This window comes from Aeromonas sp. 61P (genome assembly GCF_051919545.1).
GTDB lineage: Bacteria > Pseudomonadota > Gammaproteobacteria > Enterobacterales > Aeromonadaceae > Aeromonas > Aeromonas veronii.
This window is the reverse complement of record NZ_JBQBEL010000001.1, coordinates 3,515,048-3,532,186: the sequence shown is the minus strand read 5'-3', so window position 1 is coordinate 3,532,186 and position 17,139 is coordinate 3,515,048. Positions and strand designations below refer to the sequence as shown.

The window sequence follows — 17,139 nt, the reverse complement described above, 5'->3', positions numbered from 1 at the left end:
CTCCACTGATGGCCTGAACGCACAGGCCATCGGGACAAAGACCGGCATCCGTGAGGGTGCCGGTCTTTTTTATGGTCGAATGGCCCGATTGATGAGTTAAAAGCCGATTTGCCTTTGCACCTGTCAGAGGGATGGTCCATCATCAACCTTTTGCCAAGGGAGGAGCGCCATGTTTGTATTCGACGTAACGGGAGCTGCGGGTGAGAAGGCCAGCATTCGGGTGCAGGCGCTGGATTGGGCGCAAGCCGGACCAGTGACCTTCCAGTGCGATGACGATCAGCTGGCGGTCCTACTCCTGAGCGGTTGTCGTTGCGATGCTGTGGGCTTTTTCAACCTGTTGGCGGGGTGCAAACCGCTCTATATCGAGCAGTGGCTCAGCTACCTGCAAGAGAGTGGCCGCATTGGCAAGTGGAGTCACCAGACCGAGAGTCCCGCCGATGGGGACTATCTGGCCAGAGCCGGTCTGGAGCACGATGAGCTCAATACCCTGCTTGGCCAGGTCTATCAGGTGGCGGGGTTCAATCGCCTGCAAATCAACCGTTACCTCAAAAACCGCCACAATCCTACTACACTGGCGACCCGTTACGATCAGAAGGAGCTGGAGCGCTATCGCCAGCTCAATGACATCATTCTGACCCTTTTGAAGCTGAAGCATCCTCAGTAAAGAGCCCCAGCTGGCTGATATCCGGTCGCAGCGGTTGCGGCCGGGCGATCAGATAGCCCTGCAAACCATCCACGTACATCCCCTGCAGCAGCTGTTTCTGGCCAAGCTGTTCCACCCCCTCTGCAATCACCTGACACCCCATCCGATGTGATACATCGACGATCATCCGCACGAACTGCTGGTTGGTCTGATCCTGCTCCAGCCCGGTGATCAGGGCAGGGTCCAGCTTGATGTAGTCGGGCTTGAGCTCGCGAAACAGGGTAAAGGAGCCGATCCCCTTGCCGAAGTTGGCGATGGCCGAGCGGCTGCCGTTGCGGCGCAGCAGTTCAAACACCCGCTTGGCGCCGGTCAGGTTGCGTTCCAGATGCTCTTCATCCAGTTCGAACACCAGATTGGCACTGGTATTGGGATCTTTGAGCAGCTGGCGGTCAAGCCAGATCAGGAAGGCGCTATTCTGCAGCAGGTTGGGGGAGAGGTTGATCCCCCAGCGACTCTGGTTGGCACCAAAGGCCCGGTACTGACGCATGATGTGGGTAATGACCAGCTGCTCCAGCCGCATCACCATATCCAGCCGCTGGGCCATGGCAAACAGGGTGTCGGTGGGCAGGGCGGTGCCGTCATTGCCGCTGAAGCGGGTGTAGATCTCGTTGTAGGCCAGCATGCTGCGATGCAGGGGCTGGATCGGCTGGTAGGTAAAGCTGAGGCGCTCCTGTGCCAGCACTTCGGTCAGCACGTCGCGCCAGTGGTGTTGCCCTTGCAGCTCGGAGGCGCTGTCATCCTGCTGGATGGCCCAGCCGTTGATGGTTTCGGTCTGGGCGCGAGCCAGCGCCAGATCCGCTCTGGCCAGCACAGCTTCGATTTTCTGGCCGCTGCTGAGCTTGGTCAGCCCCGAGTAACCGGTGCTCTCCAGCTCGTGCTGATCCTGATAGTGATCGAAGGCCACCTTCAAATCCTGCCCCAGCAGATGGGGGGGAATATTGGCCACCGGTTGCACCAGCACGGCAAAATCGGCCCCCGAGATGCGGTAGACCTGATTGCCCGGGAAGCGGCTTACCACCCGCTTGATAAGGGCCGCCATGTCCTTGATGTAGGCATCACCAGACTGGAAGCCGCGCTGGGCGTTGATCTTGCCAAGCTCGGTGGCACGGATCAGCACCAGGGTCGCGGTCTGGGTGTCCTGATCCCGCTGCAGCAACTCGGTCATGTCGCGGCGAAATGCATGACGATTGAGTAGCTGGGTCAGCTCGTCGGTGGTGGCCAGGTTGCTGAGCTCGGTCAGCTGGCGATGGGCGCTCTGCTCGGCGCTTTCGAACTGTTCCAGCAGCTGTTGCAGTACCTCCTGGGAGGCGGGCTCATCGAGTTGTGAGGGATCCCGCCCTCTGATCGCCTTGACCCAGGTGAGCTCCTGATGCTGGAGCATGCCATCCATGGTGCGGATGGCCAGCATCAACAGCAGGATCATGCCAAGCAGTGTGGTGGTCAGAATAATGGCCAAAGTGAGCGGTGTGCTCTGCAGGGCCAACCAAACTGCTTGCAGGAGCAGCAGGGGTATGGTCACTATGGTGGCGATCAGAAAGAGGGTACGTCCGAGCTTGTGAACCATCTTGTCATCCTTGAAGTGGCTGCTTTGTGGGGGAATTTTAACCAAGCTGGCGGAGCAAAGCATGCTATTCCTCGCAACTCGGTGAAAAGGGTCAATTGAGATCGGTTAAATGTGAGTGAAACCACTTTCACAGGTGCCGAAACAGGCGAAGATGAGTTGAAAATAGATCAAACAAGGCAGAGGTAAATCATGTTGTTAGAGCCCGAAAATAGTGCCAAAGCACGACAATTATTGAACCAGAGTATGGCACTGGTGCTGGCGGGTGGACGTGGTAGTCGCCTGAAGCAGTTGACTGACAACCGCGCCAAGCCTGCCGTCCATTTCGGTGGCAAATTCCGGATCATTGATTTTGTGCTCTCCAACTGTATCAACTCGGGGATCCGCCGCGTTGGTGTAGTCACCCAATACAAATCTCACAGCCTGCTGCGTCACCTGCAATCGGGCTGGTCCTTCCTGCGTTACCAGATGAACGAATTCATCGACCTGCTCCCTGCCCAGCAACGGGTGGATGAGGTGCACTGGTATCGCGGCACCGCCGATGCCATCTATCAGAACGTCGATATCATCCGTGACTACGGCCCCAAATACTTGGTGGTGCTGGCGGGGGATCACATCTACAAGATGGATTACGCCGCCATGCTGCTCGACCATGTGCGCCTTGGTGCCAAGGTGACGGTCGCCTGTATCGAGGTGCCGCGGGCCGAGGCATCCGCCTTCGGGATCATGGATATCGACGAGCAGCGCAAGATCCGCGCCTTCGTCGAAAAACCGGCCAATCCGCCCGCCATGCCAGGTTGCGAAGATCGCTCGCTGGCCTCCATGGGGATCTATATCTTCGAGGCGGAGTACCTCTACCAACTGCTGGAGGAGGATATTCACAATCAGGACTCCAAGCACGACTTCGGGATGGATGTGATCCCCCGCATCGTGGAGGAGGGGATGGCATTTGCTCACCCCTTCAACATGTCCTGTGTCGGGGCGCGCGAGGGGCAAAAGCCCTACTGGCGTGATGTGGGAACGCTGGACTCGTTCTGGGAAGCGAACATGGATCTCGCCTCCGTGCTGCCCGAGCTCGACATCTACGATCAGAACTGGCCCATCTGGACCAGCCAGACCCTGACGCCACCGGCCAAGTTTGTGCAGGATCGCAATGGTCAGCATGGCATGACCATCAACTCCATGTTCTCGGGCGGTACCATCGTCAGCGGGTCGTTCGTGCTCAACTCGGTGCTCTTTACCAATGTGCGGGTGCACTCCTTCTGCACCCTGGATCAGGCCATCATCTTCCCCGGGGTCGAGATTGGCGCCGGTTGCCGTCTGCGCCGGGTGGTGGTGGACAAGGGATGTGTGCTGCCCGATGGGCTGGTGGTGGGCGAGAATGCCGATGAGGATAGCCGCCGCTTCTACCGCTCCGAGCAGGGGATTGTGCTGGTGACCAAGGAGATGCTGGACAAGCTGGTTTGAGGAAAGTCCTTGAAACTGTGTCAGACGCTGTAATGCAAAGGGAGCCAAGTTGGCTCCCTTTTTCATGCTGGTGAATGGTGAGGATTATTCGCTAACCACCGCTTTGGCGGCCATCACCATGGCGGTGCCGTGCTTGCCACCGGCGGCGGTCACTTGCGGTACGCCATCTTCATCGGTGTCGCTGCCGGCACCTTCGATGATGTTCTCGCCGGAGTCACCGATCCACTCGGCCATCTGCATGCCACCGTTGACGGTGCCACGGAACCAGCTGACGTACTGACCGGTCAGCTTTGCCAGCTCCAGCTCGGGCGCCTTCTCGGCCCCTTCGTTGCGCAGGTTCAGCATGGCAGAGCGCAGGGCGCCGGAGATGGCAGCCTGGGTCCAGGGAGTGTATTCACCCTGTTTACCCGCCAGCCAGGTGCCCGCCTTGTCATTGAAGTAGGCCTTGTCGGCAGCGATAAACAGCTCGCGGGCGGCAGTGCGGTACTTGGCATCGGAGGTAGCGAGGAACGCAGCGGTCAGACCACGGATGGCGGCGAACTGTGCATCGATGGAGTGGCCGGCATCGAGCTTGCCACCCAGGGTGATGCCGTCATGCACCAGACCATTTTTGCCCTTGAGGTTGGCAAGGATGAAATCGGCCTGTTTGCGGATCAAGTCGAGCGCCTCTTGACCCTGCTTGGTCTTGAGGTTCAGCTCGCCATTGTCACCTGCGGCGTAACCGACCGGCAGCGCATCCTGAGCTCGCTGGAATATCTGCAGGGCGACCAGTGCGTAAGCAGCGTCAAAGGTGGTGACGTGCTTGCCCTGTTTGCCTGCCTGCCAGCTGTCGACCAGAGTGCCAGCCTTGGCATCAAAGTGCAGGGCGGCCAGGTTCTTGAAGGTGAGGTTGGAGAGATTGATCGCCAGCGAGAAGGCATCGCTGCCCGCGACGGCTTTGCCCAAGTCATTGGCCTTGTTGGCAGCCGGTGCGGCGGCAAACGGCTCGCCGTCAAACACGGCGTGGAAGGCCGGGTTCTGGTTGGTGTTGGCGCTGCGCTGATCGCTGAAGGCATAGAACTCGGAGAGCGGCCACAGCATCATCCAGGCATCGCGCAGCTGGGCGGAACCATCCACCACCTCCAGCTTGCCGATGGCACCGGCATCGTTGTTGCTGGTTTCGGTCACTTTCACCTGATGGGGGAAGTAAATCACGCCCTTGGCCGGATCGTACTGCGGGGTGATCTTGGCGCCCAGTTGTTTGCCATCGAAGCCAAGCTTGTTCTGCATGATGGCCAGCTTGTCGATGGACTGCTCGGTCAGCATCATGCCGTTGAAGCCATCGGCGGCAGAGACGCCCAGCTTGTGTTTGCCATCCTGATCCATGGTGGCGGAGGCGGCTTCTACCTCTTCATCGGTCTCGGCCACGTGCATGCCGCCGAGGAAGTCTTGCGACCACATCACCTCTTTGAGCAGGATGCCGCCCACCGCTGCGGGCACCAGCAGGTTGTCGCTGCCGCTCCAGCGCAGGGTGCTGTAGTCGCGGAAGTAGGCGGGCACCTGGGTCTTGACGGTTTTCTCGGTCCCTTTGGCGGTCTTGATGGTGATCTGGTCACCATTGACCGGAGTGGTATTCACTGCCTGGGCAAACTCAGGATTGGCGGAGGCGTAGGGCAGGGAGAGGGGATACATGCCCTGCGGCACTTCATCAGCCGGGAAGCCAACGGCATCGGCCATGGCCAACACCCGTTGCCCCAGAGAGGCCATGGTGCCTCCACGGGCCAGGTTTTGCGGCCCGTTCACCAGATGAGGGCCCATGCCGGATTGGTAGTTGAGGGCGTACATTGCCTCTTCGGAGTATTCGTAGGATTCGATGCCGGCGGCGAAGTCGAACGGGGTCGGCTCATCGGCACGGTTGGCATCCAGCACGTCCAGATCCAGCCCCAGCGCTTCGGCCAGCGGCTCACCGGAGAGCTCGAATTCGGTATAGGCCAGCATGTTGGCAGCGGTATTGAATGTCTTGTCTTCGACTTTGACGGCTGCGTGTGCGGCGCCGCTGATCAGTGCGCAGGCGATCGCCTGAACCAGTACGGTTTTTCTCATGTCCCTTCTCACCATTGGTTTTATTATTGACGCTTCTCATGACGAATCTAAATGAGAATGGTCTGCATTATGCTGTGTTGCAGGGGACTTGAGAAGTAAAAAACCGCCCCATTCGGCTGCACGTTAAACCGGATGTGCGCTGTCGAAGAGGACGGTTATCTGTTGAGCGCGCTGAAAGTGCCAGCGCTGCGGGGATCAGAGCAGCTTGAACGGGATGACCAGACGGCCCGGCTCTACCTTGAGGGCTTCGACCTTCTCCTTGATCCTGGCTTCGTTCTTGCGGCTGCTGTCGAGGCGGTAGACCGGCGTCTGCGACAGGAACAGGGAAAGGGACTGATTGAAGGTGGGCAGCAGCGGGGTGAGGGCAGCCCCGATATCGGCCGGCTCGGTCTTGACCGAGACCAGCTCAAGGTCGCGCAGATAGATGGCGCCCTGATCGGCCACATAGTCCGGACGGGCACTCAGGGCAAAGCGGATCTTCATCTGCTGGCTGCCAAGGGGACTGCTCACCTGCAGGTCACCAGCGGCGTCCAGCTCGATGCGATCTGCTTGTTTGCGGCCGATGCGGCTCTGTATCTCATCCAGACGGATCTTGCTCGACATGATGCCGGGGATCCCCAGCTGTTTTTCAAAAGAGACCTGATCTTTGAGGTACTGGTTGATTTCGGCCTCGCTGACGTTGTACTGGGTCAGGGAGCAGGCCCCCAGCAGCAGGGCGAGGGGGAGTAACAACAGCTGTTTCAACATGATGGATTCCGCTTGGGCAACTATGATGGCGCTATCTTACGCGATAACGGGCGTGGAATGAGAGCCTCATGCCGTGGGAAATCACGGACTTGCTGCATTCCCGATTGTTTTTTGGCAACCGCCGGGTTCATCATCGACGGGTGAGCGGAATAGGGCTGATCAGTTGGCTGCGGGTGTGGGTCTACGCACAGAGAACGAGGAGAGCGCAATGGTTCGGATGGGCAAGATTGGCCGCAGGGCGCTGCTGTGGCTTGGCTGCATGATGGGACTGTGGAGCCCGTCGCTGTGGGCCGAGGTGAAGGTGATCCCGGTCTTCGAGGCGCAGGCGGCGGTGCAGACCCTCAAGGAGCTCTATCCCCAGCTTGGGGTGAGTGCCATGGGGAATCAGCTGGTGCTGAGCGGGACGCCAGCCCAGCTGCAGGAGGCCGAAGCCACGCTGGCGCAGATCAACCAGCCACCGCAAAGCCTGCTTATCGAGTGGCGGGTCGATGGTGCCGCCAGCGGTCAGCAACTGGGGGGCTCAATCAGTCGCGACGAGGCAAAGCGGCAGTGGCTGCTCGATGGCAACGCCCGGCAGTACCAGCGCAGCCAGAACGACAGCTGGCAGGTGCGCGGGCTGTCGGGTCGTCCCGTGCTGCTGCAGATGGGCTCCTATCAACCGGTCACCTTCTATCAGTGGAATGGGGGAGCCGTGGTGGGGATGATGCCGCTGGTGAACGGCCTCTATGCCACGGCCACCTTGATTGGGGATCGGGTGCAGATTGCGCTGAGCAGCGAACAGGCGAGGCTGGATCAGGGCACCATCAATCGTGGGCAGAGTGCCACCGAGGTGAGCGGGGCCCCGGGCCAGTGGCTGACGGTGGGGGAGCTCTCGACCAGCTCAGCGGATCAGGGGAGTAGCCTCGGCACCCAGCTACAGGGGGGGCGAGGCAGCCAGAGCGAGCGCCAGACCCTGCAGATCCGGGTCACTCGTCAATAGGTATCAGCCCCGTTAGTGGGGCTCATCGGCAGCATATTCGCGCAACTGGCGACTGCGCAGCAGATACCAGAGCGCCCAGAGGCTGGCGACCAGCACCAGTGCGGTGGGCCAGCTGAATGACCACTTCTGCAGATTGAGGCTGTGCAATTGCATCAGCAGGCCGCTGACGGCAGAGCAGAGCAGCAGCAGCGGGCTGTGGCGCCGGAGTCTGGCACGAATGCTCTGGGTCTGCTGATAGGTGCCGCCGCAGGCGAGCAACGCCAGCATGGCGGGCACGTCGGTCAGCAGGCTGATGTAGAGGGTGATCTTGTCCGGATAAAAGAGGGTCAGGATTTCGCTGCCGCTCTCGCGGGTCACTCCCGCCATCAGAAAGAGCCAGACCGAGCGGGTCAGCAACAGGGCGATGGGCCAGAACCAGAGAGGCGGGCGCAACTGGCCGTGATCGTCATATCGGTGTTCGGGGTAGAGGGTCATGGTTGCCCGTTATCCACTTGAATTGAATGATGGAAGGGATATGGGGCGACGAAGGGCCCTTTGCAAGGCGTTGGGTGTGGCGCAAATTAATCGGGGGGCCATGCCCCCCAATCCGTTTCTTCAGATATCGCAGCGCGCGTTGGCGGCGTTACAGCCAGCCTTTGCGCTTGAAGAAGAGGCCGGTGCCGAGCGATGACATCACCATCAGCACCAGTGACATGGGATAACCATACTCCCAGGCGAGCTCCGGCATGCGGCCGAAGTTCATGCCGTAGATACTGGCGATCAGGGTCGGCGGCAGGAAGATCACGGCGGCTACCGAGAAGATCTTGATCACCTTGTTCTGCTCCAGATTGGTCACCCCCATGGAGGCCTCCAGCTGGAAGTTGATCTTGTCGAACAGGAACTGGGTGTGGGGCAACAGGGATTCCACGTCGTGCAGCATCTCGTCAATCCACTTGTTCTGCTCAAGGCTCATGCGCTGGCGCAGGCTGCGCTTGAGGAAGCGCAAGGCGCGGCGGGTATCGTGCAGAGAGAGACGGATCTGGCCGTTGGCCTCTTCCTGTGCCATCAACTCTTTCAGCATGGGGTTGATCTGATCCGGCTCGAAGATCTGATCGGCGGTGTTTTCCAAGGTCTTGTAACCATCTTCGATAAGGTCGGAGAGGTACTCCACCTTGAGGTTCTGCACCTCCAGCAGGATGTCGAGGGCATCCTCCACCTCCAGCCGATCCTGGCGCATATAGTGGCGCAGCAGGCGCACCAGCCCGATGTCATCTTCACGAATGCTGATCAGCAGGTTGTTGCGCAGGGTAAAGGAGACGTGGACACCCTTGGTGTCACGACCGATCCGCTGGGGAAACAGGGAGTGAATGTGCAGACCATCGGTATCCCAGTAAAAACGGGCGGATGCTTCGATGTCGTCGAGCTCTTCCTTGTCGGGGACCTCTTCCAGGAACAGGCCCGTCAACCATTCTCGCTCTGCCGTGTCCGGCTTGTAGGCATCCAGCCAGACCGTGTTGTCAGGTACTATGTCGTCAGGCCCGAGCGTGACTATATCCAGCACCTTGTTGTTGAGAATGTAGGCGGTGATCATCTGTCCCCCCTTAAAAAGTCATGGGTAATCAGGGATGGTTGCACAGGTCATGCGGCCTTAGATCGCTGCAGAAGGCGATCCCGTGGATAAGCAGATCGGGCCGATGGAAAACCTGAATGCGGCGAACTATACAGGGGCGGGCCGCGCTTGTCAGGGGCTATTCATCAGGGATTCAGCTTGTTTGTTCAAAAAAACAGCGAGGTCGGATCACCTGAGCGGCTATGCGGGGTAGAACCCAGCCTTTGGTTGGGGGAGGGCTAGCTGGGGCTGCTTGTTGCCGCTGCCCCGCTTCATCACATATTCGGATAATTAGGCCCGGAGCCCCCCTGTGGTGGCGTCCAGATAATGTTTTGACTGGGGTCCTTGATATCGCAGGTTTTGCAGTGGATGCAGTTGGCGGCGTTGATTTGCAGTTTGGCCGCGCCTTCCATTTCCAGCACTTCAAACACCCCTGCCGGGCAGTAGCGTTGGGCGGGTTCGGCCCAGGTGGGCAGATTGACCTCGACCGGAATGCGCTCGTCCTGCAGCTTGAGGTGGCAAGGTTGATCCTCGTCGTGACTGGTGTTGGCCAGATACACAGACGAGAGCTTGTCAAAGCTCAGCTTGCCATCGGGTTTGGGATAGCTGATGGGCTGACAACGGCTGGCCATGCGCAGCTGACGGTAGTCAGGCTCCTTGTCCAACAGGGTGATAGAGCCCAGCAGAGGGAAGGAGGCACCCCGCTGCTCCAGCCAGTTGAAGGCCCCGCCCAACCAGGGACCATAGCGGTGAAGCGCCGCGCCGAAGTTGCGCGCCGCCTTGAGCTCGCGGGCCAGCCAGCTCTGTTGCAGCTCGTCGCCATACTGGGCCAGATCCCGTCCACCCTCATCGCCCCCCCGCAGCGTCATCGCGACGGTTTTTGCCGCCAGCATGCCGGACTTCATGGCGGTGTGGATCCCCTTGATGCGGGAAAAGTCGAGAGTGCCCGCATCACAACCGATCAGCAGGCCGCCCGGGAAGTGCATACGGGGCAGGGCGTGCCAGCCCCCCTTGGTGATGGCGCGGGCGCCATAGCTGATGCGCTCCCCATCTTGCAACACGCCGGCGATAAGCGGGTGATGCTTGAGGCGCTGGAATTCGTCGAACGGGCTGAGCCAGGGATTCTGGTAGTTGAGATCGACAATCAGCCCGACTGCCACCTGATCCCCCTCCATGTGATAGAGATAGAAACCGCCGTGGCTATTGCCGCCCCCCTGCTTGCCAAGGGGCCAGCCACTACCGTGTAGCACCTGTCCCGCCTTGCCCCGACCTGCTGGCAGTTGCCATAGCTCCTTGAAGCCGATGGCATAGTGCTGGGGCTGGGCAGGGCTTGCCAGATTGAATGTGGCGATCAGCTGCTTGCCGAGATGACCGCGGGCCCCCTCGGCAAAGAGGGTGTAGCGGCCGAGCAGCGCCATGCCGGGCACATGATCAGCTTTTGGATTGCCCGCGCGATCCAGCCCCAGATCGCCGGTGATAACCCCCTTGACCCGGCCCGCGTCCATGATAAGTTCGCTGGCGGTAAATCCCGGGTATATTTCGACTCCCAGTTTTTCCGCCTGTTGGCCAAGCCAGCGGCAGAGATTGCCGAGGCTGATGATGTGACAGCCCTCATTATTGTGCATCCGGGGCGGCACCGCCCAGGCGGGGAGTTGCAGGGAACGTTGCTCGCTTTGCAGCAGATGAACCTGATCGTCGCTGACCGGCACGCCGAGCGGCGCTTGCTGCCAGCCATCCGGCAGCAGCTCTTGCAAGGCGACGGGATCAAACAGGGCGCCGGAGAGCAGATGGGCGCCAATTTCCGCTCCCTTCTCCAGCAGACAGACAGAGAGAGTGGCATCCTGCTGTTTCAGGGCGATGGCTGCACTGAGCCCCGCCGGACCGCCGCCGACGATGACGACATCAAATTCCATTGCTTCCCGTTTCATCTTGCCTCTGCGCTCTGGTTGGCCTAGGGTAATGCTGGTAGTTTACGTAAACGTAAAGCTGTTGTAAGCAAAACTGAGCAAGAAAAAGCAAAAAATCAGGGAAGAGCGTACTGCAACAAACGCAGAGGCACACTAATGAATTCAATCCAAAGAGACGAGGCATGACCCCATGAAGCTGCTGGTCGCAATCAAACGGGTAGTCGACTACAACGTCAAGATCCGGGTGAAGGGAGACGGCTCCGACGTGGAGCTGGCTAATGTGAAGATGGGGATCAACCCCTTTTGTGAAATTGCGGTGGAGGAGGGGGTCAGGCTGCGGGAAGCCGGGGTTGCCAGCGAACTGGTGGTGGTGACCTTTGGCCCTGACGCTGCCGCCGAGCAACTGCGCCATGGGCTGGCGCTGGGGGCGGATCGGGCGCTGCACTATATAACCGGTGAGAGTGTCACCGATGAGACGCTCGCCCCGCTGACGGTTGCCCGCGCCTTGCACAAGGTGTGTAAGCAGGAGCAGCCGGATCTGGTGCTGCTCGGCAAGCAGTCCATCGATTCAGACAACAATCAGGTGGCCCAGATGCTGGCTGCCCTCAATGATTGGCCGCTGGCGACCTGCGCGTCAGCACTCAAGGTGGAAGCGGGAGAACTGCTGGTGACTCGCGAAATCGACGGTGGCCTTGAGACCCTGGGCATGCCGTTGCCTGCGGTGGTGAGCGCCGATCTGCGTTTGAATGAACCGCGCTTTGCTTCGCTGCCCAACATCATGAAGGCCAAGCGCAAGCCGCTTGATAGCGCTCCGTTCTCGACACTCGCCGTTGAGGTGGCCAACCAGACCCGTTTGCTCGGGGTGATGGCGCCGCCAGCCCGCAGCGCCGGGATCAAGGTGGGCTCGGTGGACGAGCTGGTGGACAAACTCAAACACGAAGCGAAGGTGCTGCCATGAGCGTGCTGATCATTGCCGAACATCATCAAGGCCATCTGGCCGACAACGTGGCACAACTGGTGACCGCAGCCGGATCCATCGGCGGTCAGGTTGACCTGCTGTTGCTGGGGCAGGGGCTGACCGAGGCGGGTGAGCAGGCGGCTGCCATTGGCGGTGTCGACAAGGTTCTGCTTGCCGAACATCCCCTGCTAGCCGACGGGCTGCTGGATGGGGTGGACAAGCTGCTGGCCAGCTGGTGCGAAGGTTACAGCCACTGCCTGATGGCGGCGAGTGCCATGGGCAAGGCGCTGCTGCCACAGGTGGCGGCTCGGCTCGGGGTGGAGATGCTCTCCGAGGTGACGGCTATCGAGAGCAGCGACACCTTCCTGCGCCCCATCTATGCGGGCAATGCCATTGCCAGGGTGGCAAGCTCGGCGCCCGTCAAGGTGATGACGGTGCGGGCCACCGCGTTTGCCAAGGCGGCGACGGGCGGACAGGCTCTCATCGAGCACTTGGCCGTGCCCGAATTCGCAGGCCGTATCCGGCTGGTCGAGCGCCGAGCGGTGCGCTCCAGCAGGCCCGAACTGACCGCCGCCCGGGTAGTTGTCTCCGGTGGCCGGGCTCTGGGCTCCAAGGCTCAGTTTGCGCTGATTGAGGCGCTGGCCGACAAGCTGGGCGGTGCTGTGGGGGCATCGCGAGCCGCCGTTGATGCAGGATATGTCGCCAACGATCTGCAAGTGGGGCAGACCGGCAAGGTGGTGGCGCCGGAGCTCTATATCGCGGTCGGTATCTCGGGGGCCATCCAGCATCTGGCGGGGATGAAGGAGTCGAAGGTTATCGTGGCCATCAACAAGGACAGCGACGCCCCCATCTTTCAAATAGCGGACTACGGACTGGTGGGGGATCTCTTCACTCTGCTGCCGGAGCTCACCGCCAAACTGTAAATTTGTCAGAAATGGCTGAGCTGAGGTGGTTTATGCGCTCTGCCCGCCATTTCTGTGCATGTTCCCTGCAAGCCCTGACCCGTTCAGGGCTTTTTCTACTGCAAGGGGGACGCAGAGTGACGGTAAAAGGTTGAGCCAGCTCCCAAAAAGCCTTTGATCCGTTGGCTGCTCTTGTGTAAAACCTGACAAGTCATCGATTACTCTCATCCACTCACGGAAAGCGTCATGAGCAAACAGATTTACAACTTCTGCGCCGGCCCCGCCATGCTGCCGGTTGAAGTCATGGAGCGCGCCCAGCGCGAATTTTGTAATTTTCAGGGGCTGGGAGCCTCGGTCATGGAGCTTTCCCATCGCGGCAAGCCCTACATGGCGGTGGCCGAGAAGGCTGAAGCGGATCTGCGCGAGCTGCTGGCGGTGCCGGACAACTACAAGGTGCTCTTCATGCACGGTGGCGGCCGCGGTCAGTTCTCCGCCGTGCCCATGAACCTGCTGGGCGGGGCCAACAAGAAGGCGGACTTCCTGCTGACCGGCGTCTGGTCCCAGAGCGCGGTGGATGAAGCCAAAAAGTATGGCGATATCCAGACCTTCCAGGGGGTTGCCAAGAACGAGCAGGGGATCTCCCACCTGCTGCCGACCCCGGCGTTTCGCGCCGATGCGGCCTATGTTCACTACTGCCCGAACGAAACCATTGACGGCATCGAGATGTTCGACATCCCGGCCACCGGCGAGGTGCCGCTGGTAGCAGATCTCTCCTCCACCATTCTCTCCCGTCCTCTCGACGTGAGCCGCTTTGGCATCATCTATGCCGGTGCCCAGAAGAATATCGGCCCGTCCGGGCTCGCCATCGCCATCGTGCGCGATGATCTGCTGGATCAGGCCAGAGCCGATGTCCCCTCGATTTTCGACTACAAGCTCACCGCCAAGAACGACTCCATGTTCAACACGCCGCCCACCTACGCTTGGTATCTGGCCGGTCTGGTGTTCGAGTGGCTGAAAGAACAGGGTGGCCTCGAGGCGATGGAAGCGCGCAACAAGGAGAAAGCCGACTTCCTCTATGACTATCTCGATCAGTCGAGCTTCTACGGCAATCAGGTGGATGTCAGCTGCCGTTCGCGGATGAACATCCCGTTCCAGTTGAAAAATGCCGAGCTGGACAAGCAGTTCCTGGCAGAATCGGAAGCGGCTGGCCTGCTGGCCCTCAAAGGACACCGCATTGTCGGTGGCATGCGCGCCAGCATCTACAACGCCATGCCGCTGGAGGGGGTGAAGGCCCTGGTGAGCTTTATGGATGGCTTTGCCAAGCGCAACGGCTGAGAAGAAAGCTCCACCTGTTTGCTGGTGGCCTCTCGTGACAACTCGTGAGCCGCTTCCAGCTATTGCAGTGATTCAAGACGCCGGGGATACCCCGGCGTCTTTTTTTCAACAGAACCAGCGCGCTGGCGTTTGCCGTGCGATTTCCCCTGAAAGTGCCCTTGCCGAGCGGGACGCAGGCTGTTAACGTCCGGACAGGCGTTTATTTTTGAGATAGCACAGGAAGTCTATGAATTCGTTGCGTTTGGAACCCATTTCTCGTGTGGCCGGAGAGGTCAATCTGCCCGGCTCCAAGAGTGTCTCTAACCGTGCGCTGCTGCTGGCGGCGCTGGCTCGTGGCACCACCCGTCTGACCAACCTGCTCGACAGCGATGACATTCGTCATATGCTGGCTGCGCTGACCCAGCTAGGGGTCAAGTACAAGCTCTCCGCCGACAAGACCGAGTGTATCGTTCAGGGTCTGGGCCGCAGCTTTGCGGTGAAAGAGCCGGTCAATCTGTTCCTCGGCAACGCCGGTACCGCCATGCGACCGCTCTGCGCCGCCCTGTGCCTCGGCTCAGGTGAATATACCCTGGGCGGCGAGCCGCGCATGGAAGAGCGTCCCATCGGCCATCTGGTGGATGCCCTGCGTGAAGCGGGTGCCCATATCCAGTACCTCAAACACGATGGTTATCCGCCGCTGGTGGTGGATGCCAAGGGGCTGTGGGGCGGCGATGTGCACGTCGATGGCTCCGTCTCCAGCCAGTTCCTGACCGCGTTTTTGATGGCAGCGCCGATGGCGGCCGGTGATACCCGGATCCACATCAAGGGGGAGCTGGTCTCCAAGCCTTACATCGACATCACTCTGCACATCATGAAGCAGTTCGGGGTGGTCATCGAGCACGACAACTACAAGCTGTTCTACATCAAGGGCAACCAGACCTACATCAGCCCGGGTGATTTTCTGGTGGAAGGGGATGCCTCCAGCGCCTCCTACTTCCTCGCAGCGGGCGCCATCAAGGGCAAGGTGCGGGTCACCGGTATCGGTAAGCACAGCATTCAGGGTGATATCCACTTCGCCGACGTGCTGGAGAAGATGGGCGCGCGCATCACCTGGGGTGATGATTTCATCGAGGCGGAGCAGGCGCCGCTGCACGGAGTGGATATGGACATGAACCATATTCCCGATGCGGCCATGACCATCGCGGTTGCCGCGCTGTTTGCCGAGGGGCCGACCTCCATTCGCAATATCTACAACTGGCGGGTGAAGGAGACCGATCGTCTGCACGCCATGGCGACCGAGCTGCGCAAGCTGGGCGTCGAAGTCGAGGAGGGGCATGACTTCATCACCGTGACCCCGCCGACCCAGCTCAAGCATGCCGAGATCGATACCTACAACGATCACCGTATCGCCATGTGCTTCTCGCTGGTGGCGCTGTCGGATACACCGGTCACCATCAATGATCCCAAGTGCACCTCGAAGACCTTCCCGGATTACTTCGACAAGCTGGCCAGTATCAGCCAGCGTGGCTGATCACTGAAAAAACCGTCATCACCGACGCTTCGGGCCCGCGCTGAGCGGGCCTTTTTGCCTTCCTCATCCGCACTTCCATTTTGCTTAGCATCATTTCAATAACTTGCAAGATTGATATATAAAATAGTTTTGTGATTGCTGTAATTTCCTATTTACACATGCCCTGTCGCGGGCTATGTTGAGATTTCCTAATCGCAGTCATCTAGCAGGAAGCCTTGTCATGCAGCATCAAACCGACGACGTTCGTATCAGTGAAATCAAAGAGTTATTACCCCCGGTTGCGGTGCTTGAGAAGTTTCCGGCTACCGAGGTTGCCTCGTCCACCGTTTTTGAATCCCGTCAGGCCATTCACAATATCCTGGCCGGCGAAGATGATCGTCTGCTGGTGGTGATTGGTCCTTGCTCCATCCATGATCCGGTCGCCGCGCTGGAGTACGGCAAGCGCCTCAAGGCGCTGCGCGACGAGCTGAAAGATGAGCTGGAGATCGTGATGCGGGTCTACTTCGAAAAACCGCGTACCACAGTGGGTTGGAAGGGGCTGATCAACGATCCGTACCTCGACAATAGCTGCAAGATCAACGATGGTCTGCGCATTGGTCGCAAGCTGTTGCTGGATCTCAACGACATGGGGCTGCCAACTGCCTCCGAGTTCCTCGACATGATCACCCCGCAATATGTGGCGGATCTGATGAGCTGGGGCGCGATCGGCGCCCGTACCACTGAATCCCAGGTACACCGCGAGCTGGCCTCCGGTCTCTCCTGTCCGGTGGGCTTCAAGAACGGCACTGACGGTACCATCAAGGTCGCCATCGATGCCATTGGTGCCGCCAGTGCGCCGCACCACTTCTTGTCGGTCACCAAATATGGTCACTCCGCCATTGTGGCGACCCGCGGCAACCCGGACTGTCACATCATTCTGCGTGGTGGTCGTGAGCCGAACTACAGCGCGGCCCATGTCAGCGAAGTTGTGAAGGGGCTGGAGAAGGCCGGTCTGCCGCAGAAGGTGATGATCGACTTCAGTCACGCCAACAGCAGCAAACAGTTCAAGAACCAGATGGTAGTGGCCGAAGACGTAGCAGGTCAGTTGCGTGCCGGCAGCAAGGCGGTGTTTGGTGTGATGGTGGAGAGCCATCTGGTAGAAGGCCGTCAGGATCTGGTGGAAGGGTGTGAACTCACGGTCGGCCAGAGCATCACCGATGCCTGCATCGGTTGGGCTGATACCGAAGTGCTGCTGCGCAACCTAGCGGATGCCGTCGCAACCCGTAACGCCCGTTAAAGCTATCCTGGTGGCGCTGTTAATCGTCAACGCGCCGCTGGAACAACAACGATGCCGTTCGGGCAAGTCGAATCCATAAAGCAAAAGCGCGACCCTCGGGTCGCGCTTTTTCGTTGGTGAAGTG

Annotated in this window: 14 protein-coding genes; 8 read left to right on the top strand and 6 right to left on the bottom strand. The window is 59.8% G+C overall.

Annotated features, from left to right (window positions below):
• The first annotated feature begins 169 nt into the window (after nt 1–169).
• On the top strand, nt 170–664 hold the full coding sequence (locus ACTG2O_RS16545; RefSeq protein ID WP_019445537.1) for a hypothetical protein: 495 nt from the start codon (nt 170–172) through the stop codon (nt 662–664).
• On the opposite strand, the gene ACTG2O_RS16540 is transcribed toward ACTG2O_RS16545, so the two are convergent.
• On the bottom strand, nt 627–2,267 hold the full coding sequence (locus tag ACTG2O_RS16540; protein ID WP_042080400.1) for an EAL domain-containing protein: 1,641 nt from the start codon (nt 2,265–2,267) through the stop codon (nt 627–629). The genes ACTG2O_RS16545 and ACTG2O_RS16540 overlap by 38 nt on opposite strands.
• Nucleotides 2,268–2,456: 189 nt before the next feature.
• On the opposite strand from ACTG2O_RS16540, the gene glgC reads away from it, so the two are divergent.
• Complete coding sequence (gene glgC, locus ACTG2O_RS16535; protein ID WP_005337070.1) at nt 2,457–3,731, top strand: glucose-1-phosphate adenylyltransferase; 1,275 nt, start codon at nt 2,457–2,459, stop codon at nt 3,729–3,731.
• Between the two features lie 84 nt (nt 3,732–3,815).
• On the opposite strand, the gene ACTG2O_RS16530 is transcribed toward glgC, so the two are convergent.
• Both ACTG2O_RS16530 and ACTG2O_RS16525 read right to left on the bottom strand, forming a co-directional pair.
• The gene (locus ACTG2O_RS16530) at nt 3,816–5,813 is read right to left on the bottom strand and encodes a hypothetical protein (RefSeq protein WP_439976358.1); all 1,998 of its coding nucleotides are present in this window, start codon (nt 5,811–5,813) and stop codon (nt 3,816–3,818) included.
• Between the two features lie 195 nt (nt 5,814–6,008).
• A complete protein-coding gene (locus ACTG2O_RS16525; protein WP_439976357.1) occupies nt 6,009–6,560 on the bottom strand; it encodes a lipoprotein in 552 nt (183 codons plus the stop codon).
• Nucleotides 6,561–6,819: 259 nt separating this feature from the next.
• On the opposite strand from ACTG2O_RS16525, the gene ACTG2O_RS16520 reads away from it, so the two are divergent.
• A complete protein-coding gene (locus ACTG2O_RS16520; protein ID WP_439976673.1) occupies nt 6,820–7,539 on the top strand; it encodes a hypothetical protein in 720 nt (239 codons plus the stop codon).
• Between the two features lie 12 nt (nt 7,540–7,551).
• On the opposite strand, the gene ACTG2O_RS16515 is transcribed toward ACTG2O_RS16520, so the two are convergent.
• The 3 genes from ACTG2O_RS16515 to ACTG2O_RS16505 all read right to left on the bottom strand — a co-directional run bounded on the left by ACTG2O_RS16515 (nt 7,552) and on the right by ACTG2O_RS16505 (nt 11,055).
• Complete coding sequence (locus ACTG2O_RS16515; RefSeq protein ID WP_019445541.1) at nt 7,552–8,013, bottom strand: DUF2919 domain-containing protein; 462 nt, start codon at nt 8,011–8,013, stop codon at nt 7,552–7,554.
• A 148-nt stretch (nt 8,014–8,161) separates the two neighbouring features.
• The gene (corA, locus tag ACTG2O_RS16510) at nt 8,162–9,109 is read right to left on the bottom strand and encodes a magnesium/cobalt transporter CorA (protein ID WP_005337059.1); all 948 of its coding nucleotides are present in this window, start codon (nt 9,107–9,109) and stop codon (nt 8,162–8,164) included.
• A 293-nt stretch (nt 9,110–9,402) separates the two neighbouring features.
• Entirely contained in the window at nt 9,403–11,055 is a 1,653-nt protein-coding gene (locus ACTG2O_RS16505) for an electron transfer flavoprotein-ubiquinone oxidoreductase (RefSeq protein ID WP_064336262.1), read from the bottom strand.
• 169 nt (nt 11,056–11,224) lie between these two features.
• Here ACTG2O_RS16505 and ACTG2O_RS16500 point away from each other — a divergent pair, with 169 nt between their 5' ends.
• From ACTG2O_RS16500 to aroG, 5 genes are all read left to right on the top strand, one after another.
• Nucleotides 11,225–11,992, top strand: a complete 768-nt coding sequence (locus ACTG2O_RS16500; RefSeq protein ID WP_421235893.1) for an electron transfer flavoprotein subunit beta/FixA family protein — start codon at nt 11,225–11,227, stop codon at nt 11,990–11,992.
• Nucleotides 11,989–12,915 carry an electron transfer flavoprotein subunit alpha/FixB family protein gene (locus tag ACTG2O_RS16495; protein ID WP_439976356.1) on the top strand — a complete coding sequence of 309 codons (927 nt, stop codon included), beginning with the start codon at nt 11,989–11,991 and terminating at the stop codon, nt 12,913–12,915. Before ACTG2O_RS16500 ends, ACTG2O_RS16495 begins: the two co-directional genes overlap by 4 nt.
• A 225-nt stretch (nt 12,916–13,140) precedes the next feature.
• Nucleotides 13,141–14,229: a 3-phosphoserine/phosphohydroxythreonine transaminase gene (gene serC, locus ACTG2O_RS16490; RefSeq protein ID WP_120414429.1), complete on the top strand. Its 1,089-nt coding sequence runs from the start codon at nt 13,141–13,143 to the stop codon at nt 14,227–14,229.
• A 226-nt stretch (nt 14,230–14,455) separates the two neighbouring features.
• A complete protein-coding gene (gene aroA, locus ACTG2O_RS16485; RefSeq protein ID WP_439976355.1) occupies nt 14,456–15,739 on the top strand; it encodes a 3-phosphoshikimate 1-carboxyvinyltransferase in 1,284 nt (427 codons plus the stop codon).
• A gap of 220 nt (nt 15,740–15,959) precedes the next feature.
• The gene (gene aroG, locus ACTG2O_RS16480; protein ID WP_019445546.1) at nt 15,960–17,015 is read left to right on the top strand and encodes a 3-deoxy-7-phosphoheptulonate synthase AroG; all 1,056 of its coding nucleotides are present in this window, start codon (nt 15,960–15,962) and stop codon (nt 17,013–17,015) included.
• Nucleotides 17,016–17,139: the final 124 nt, after the last annotated feature.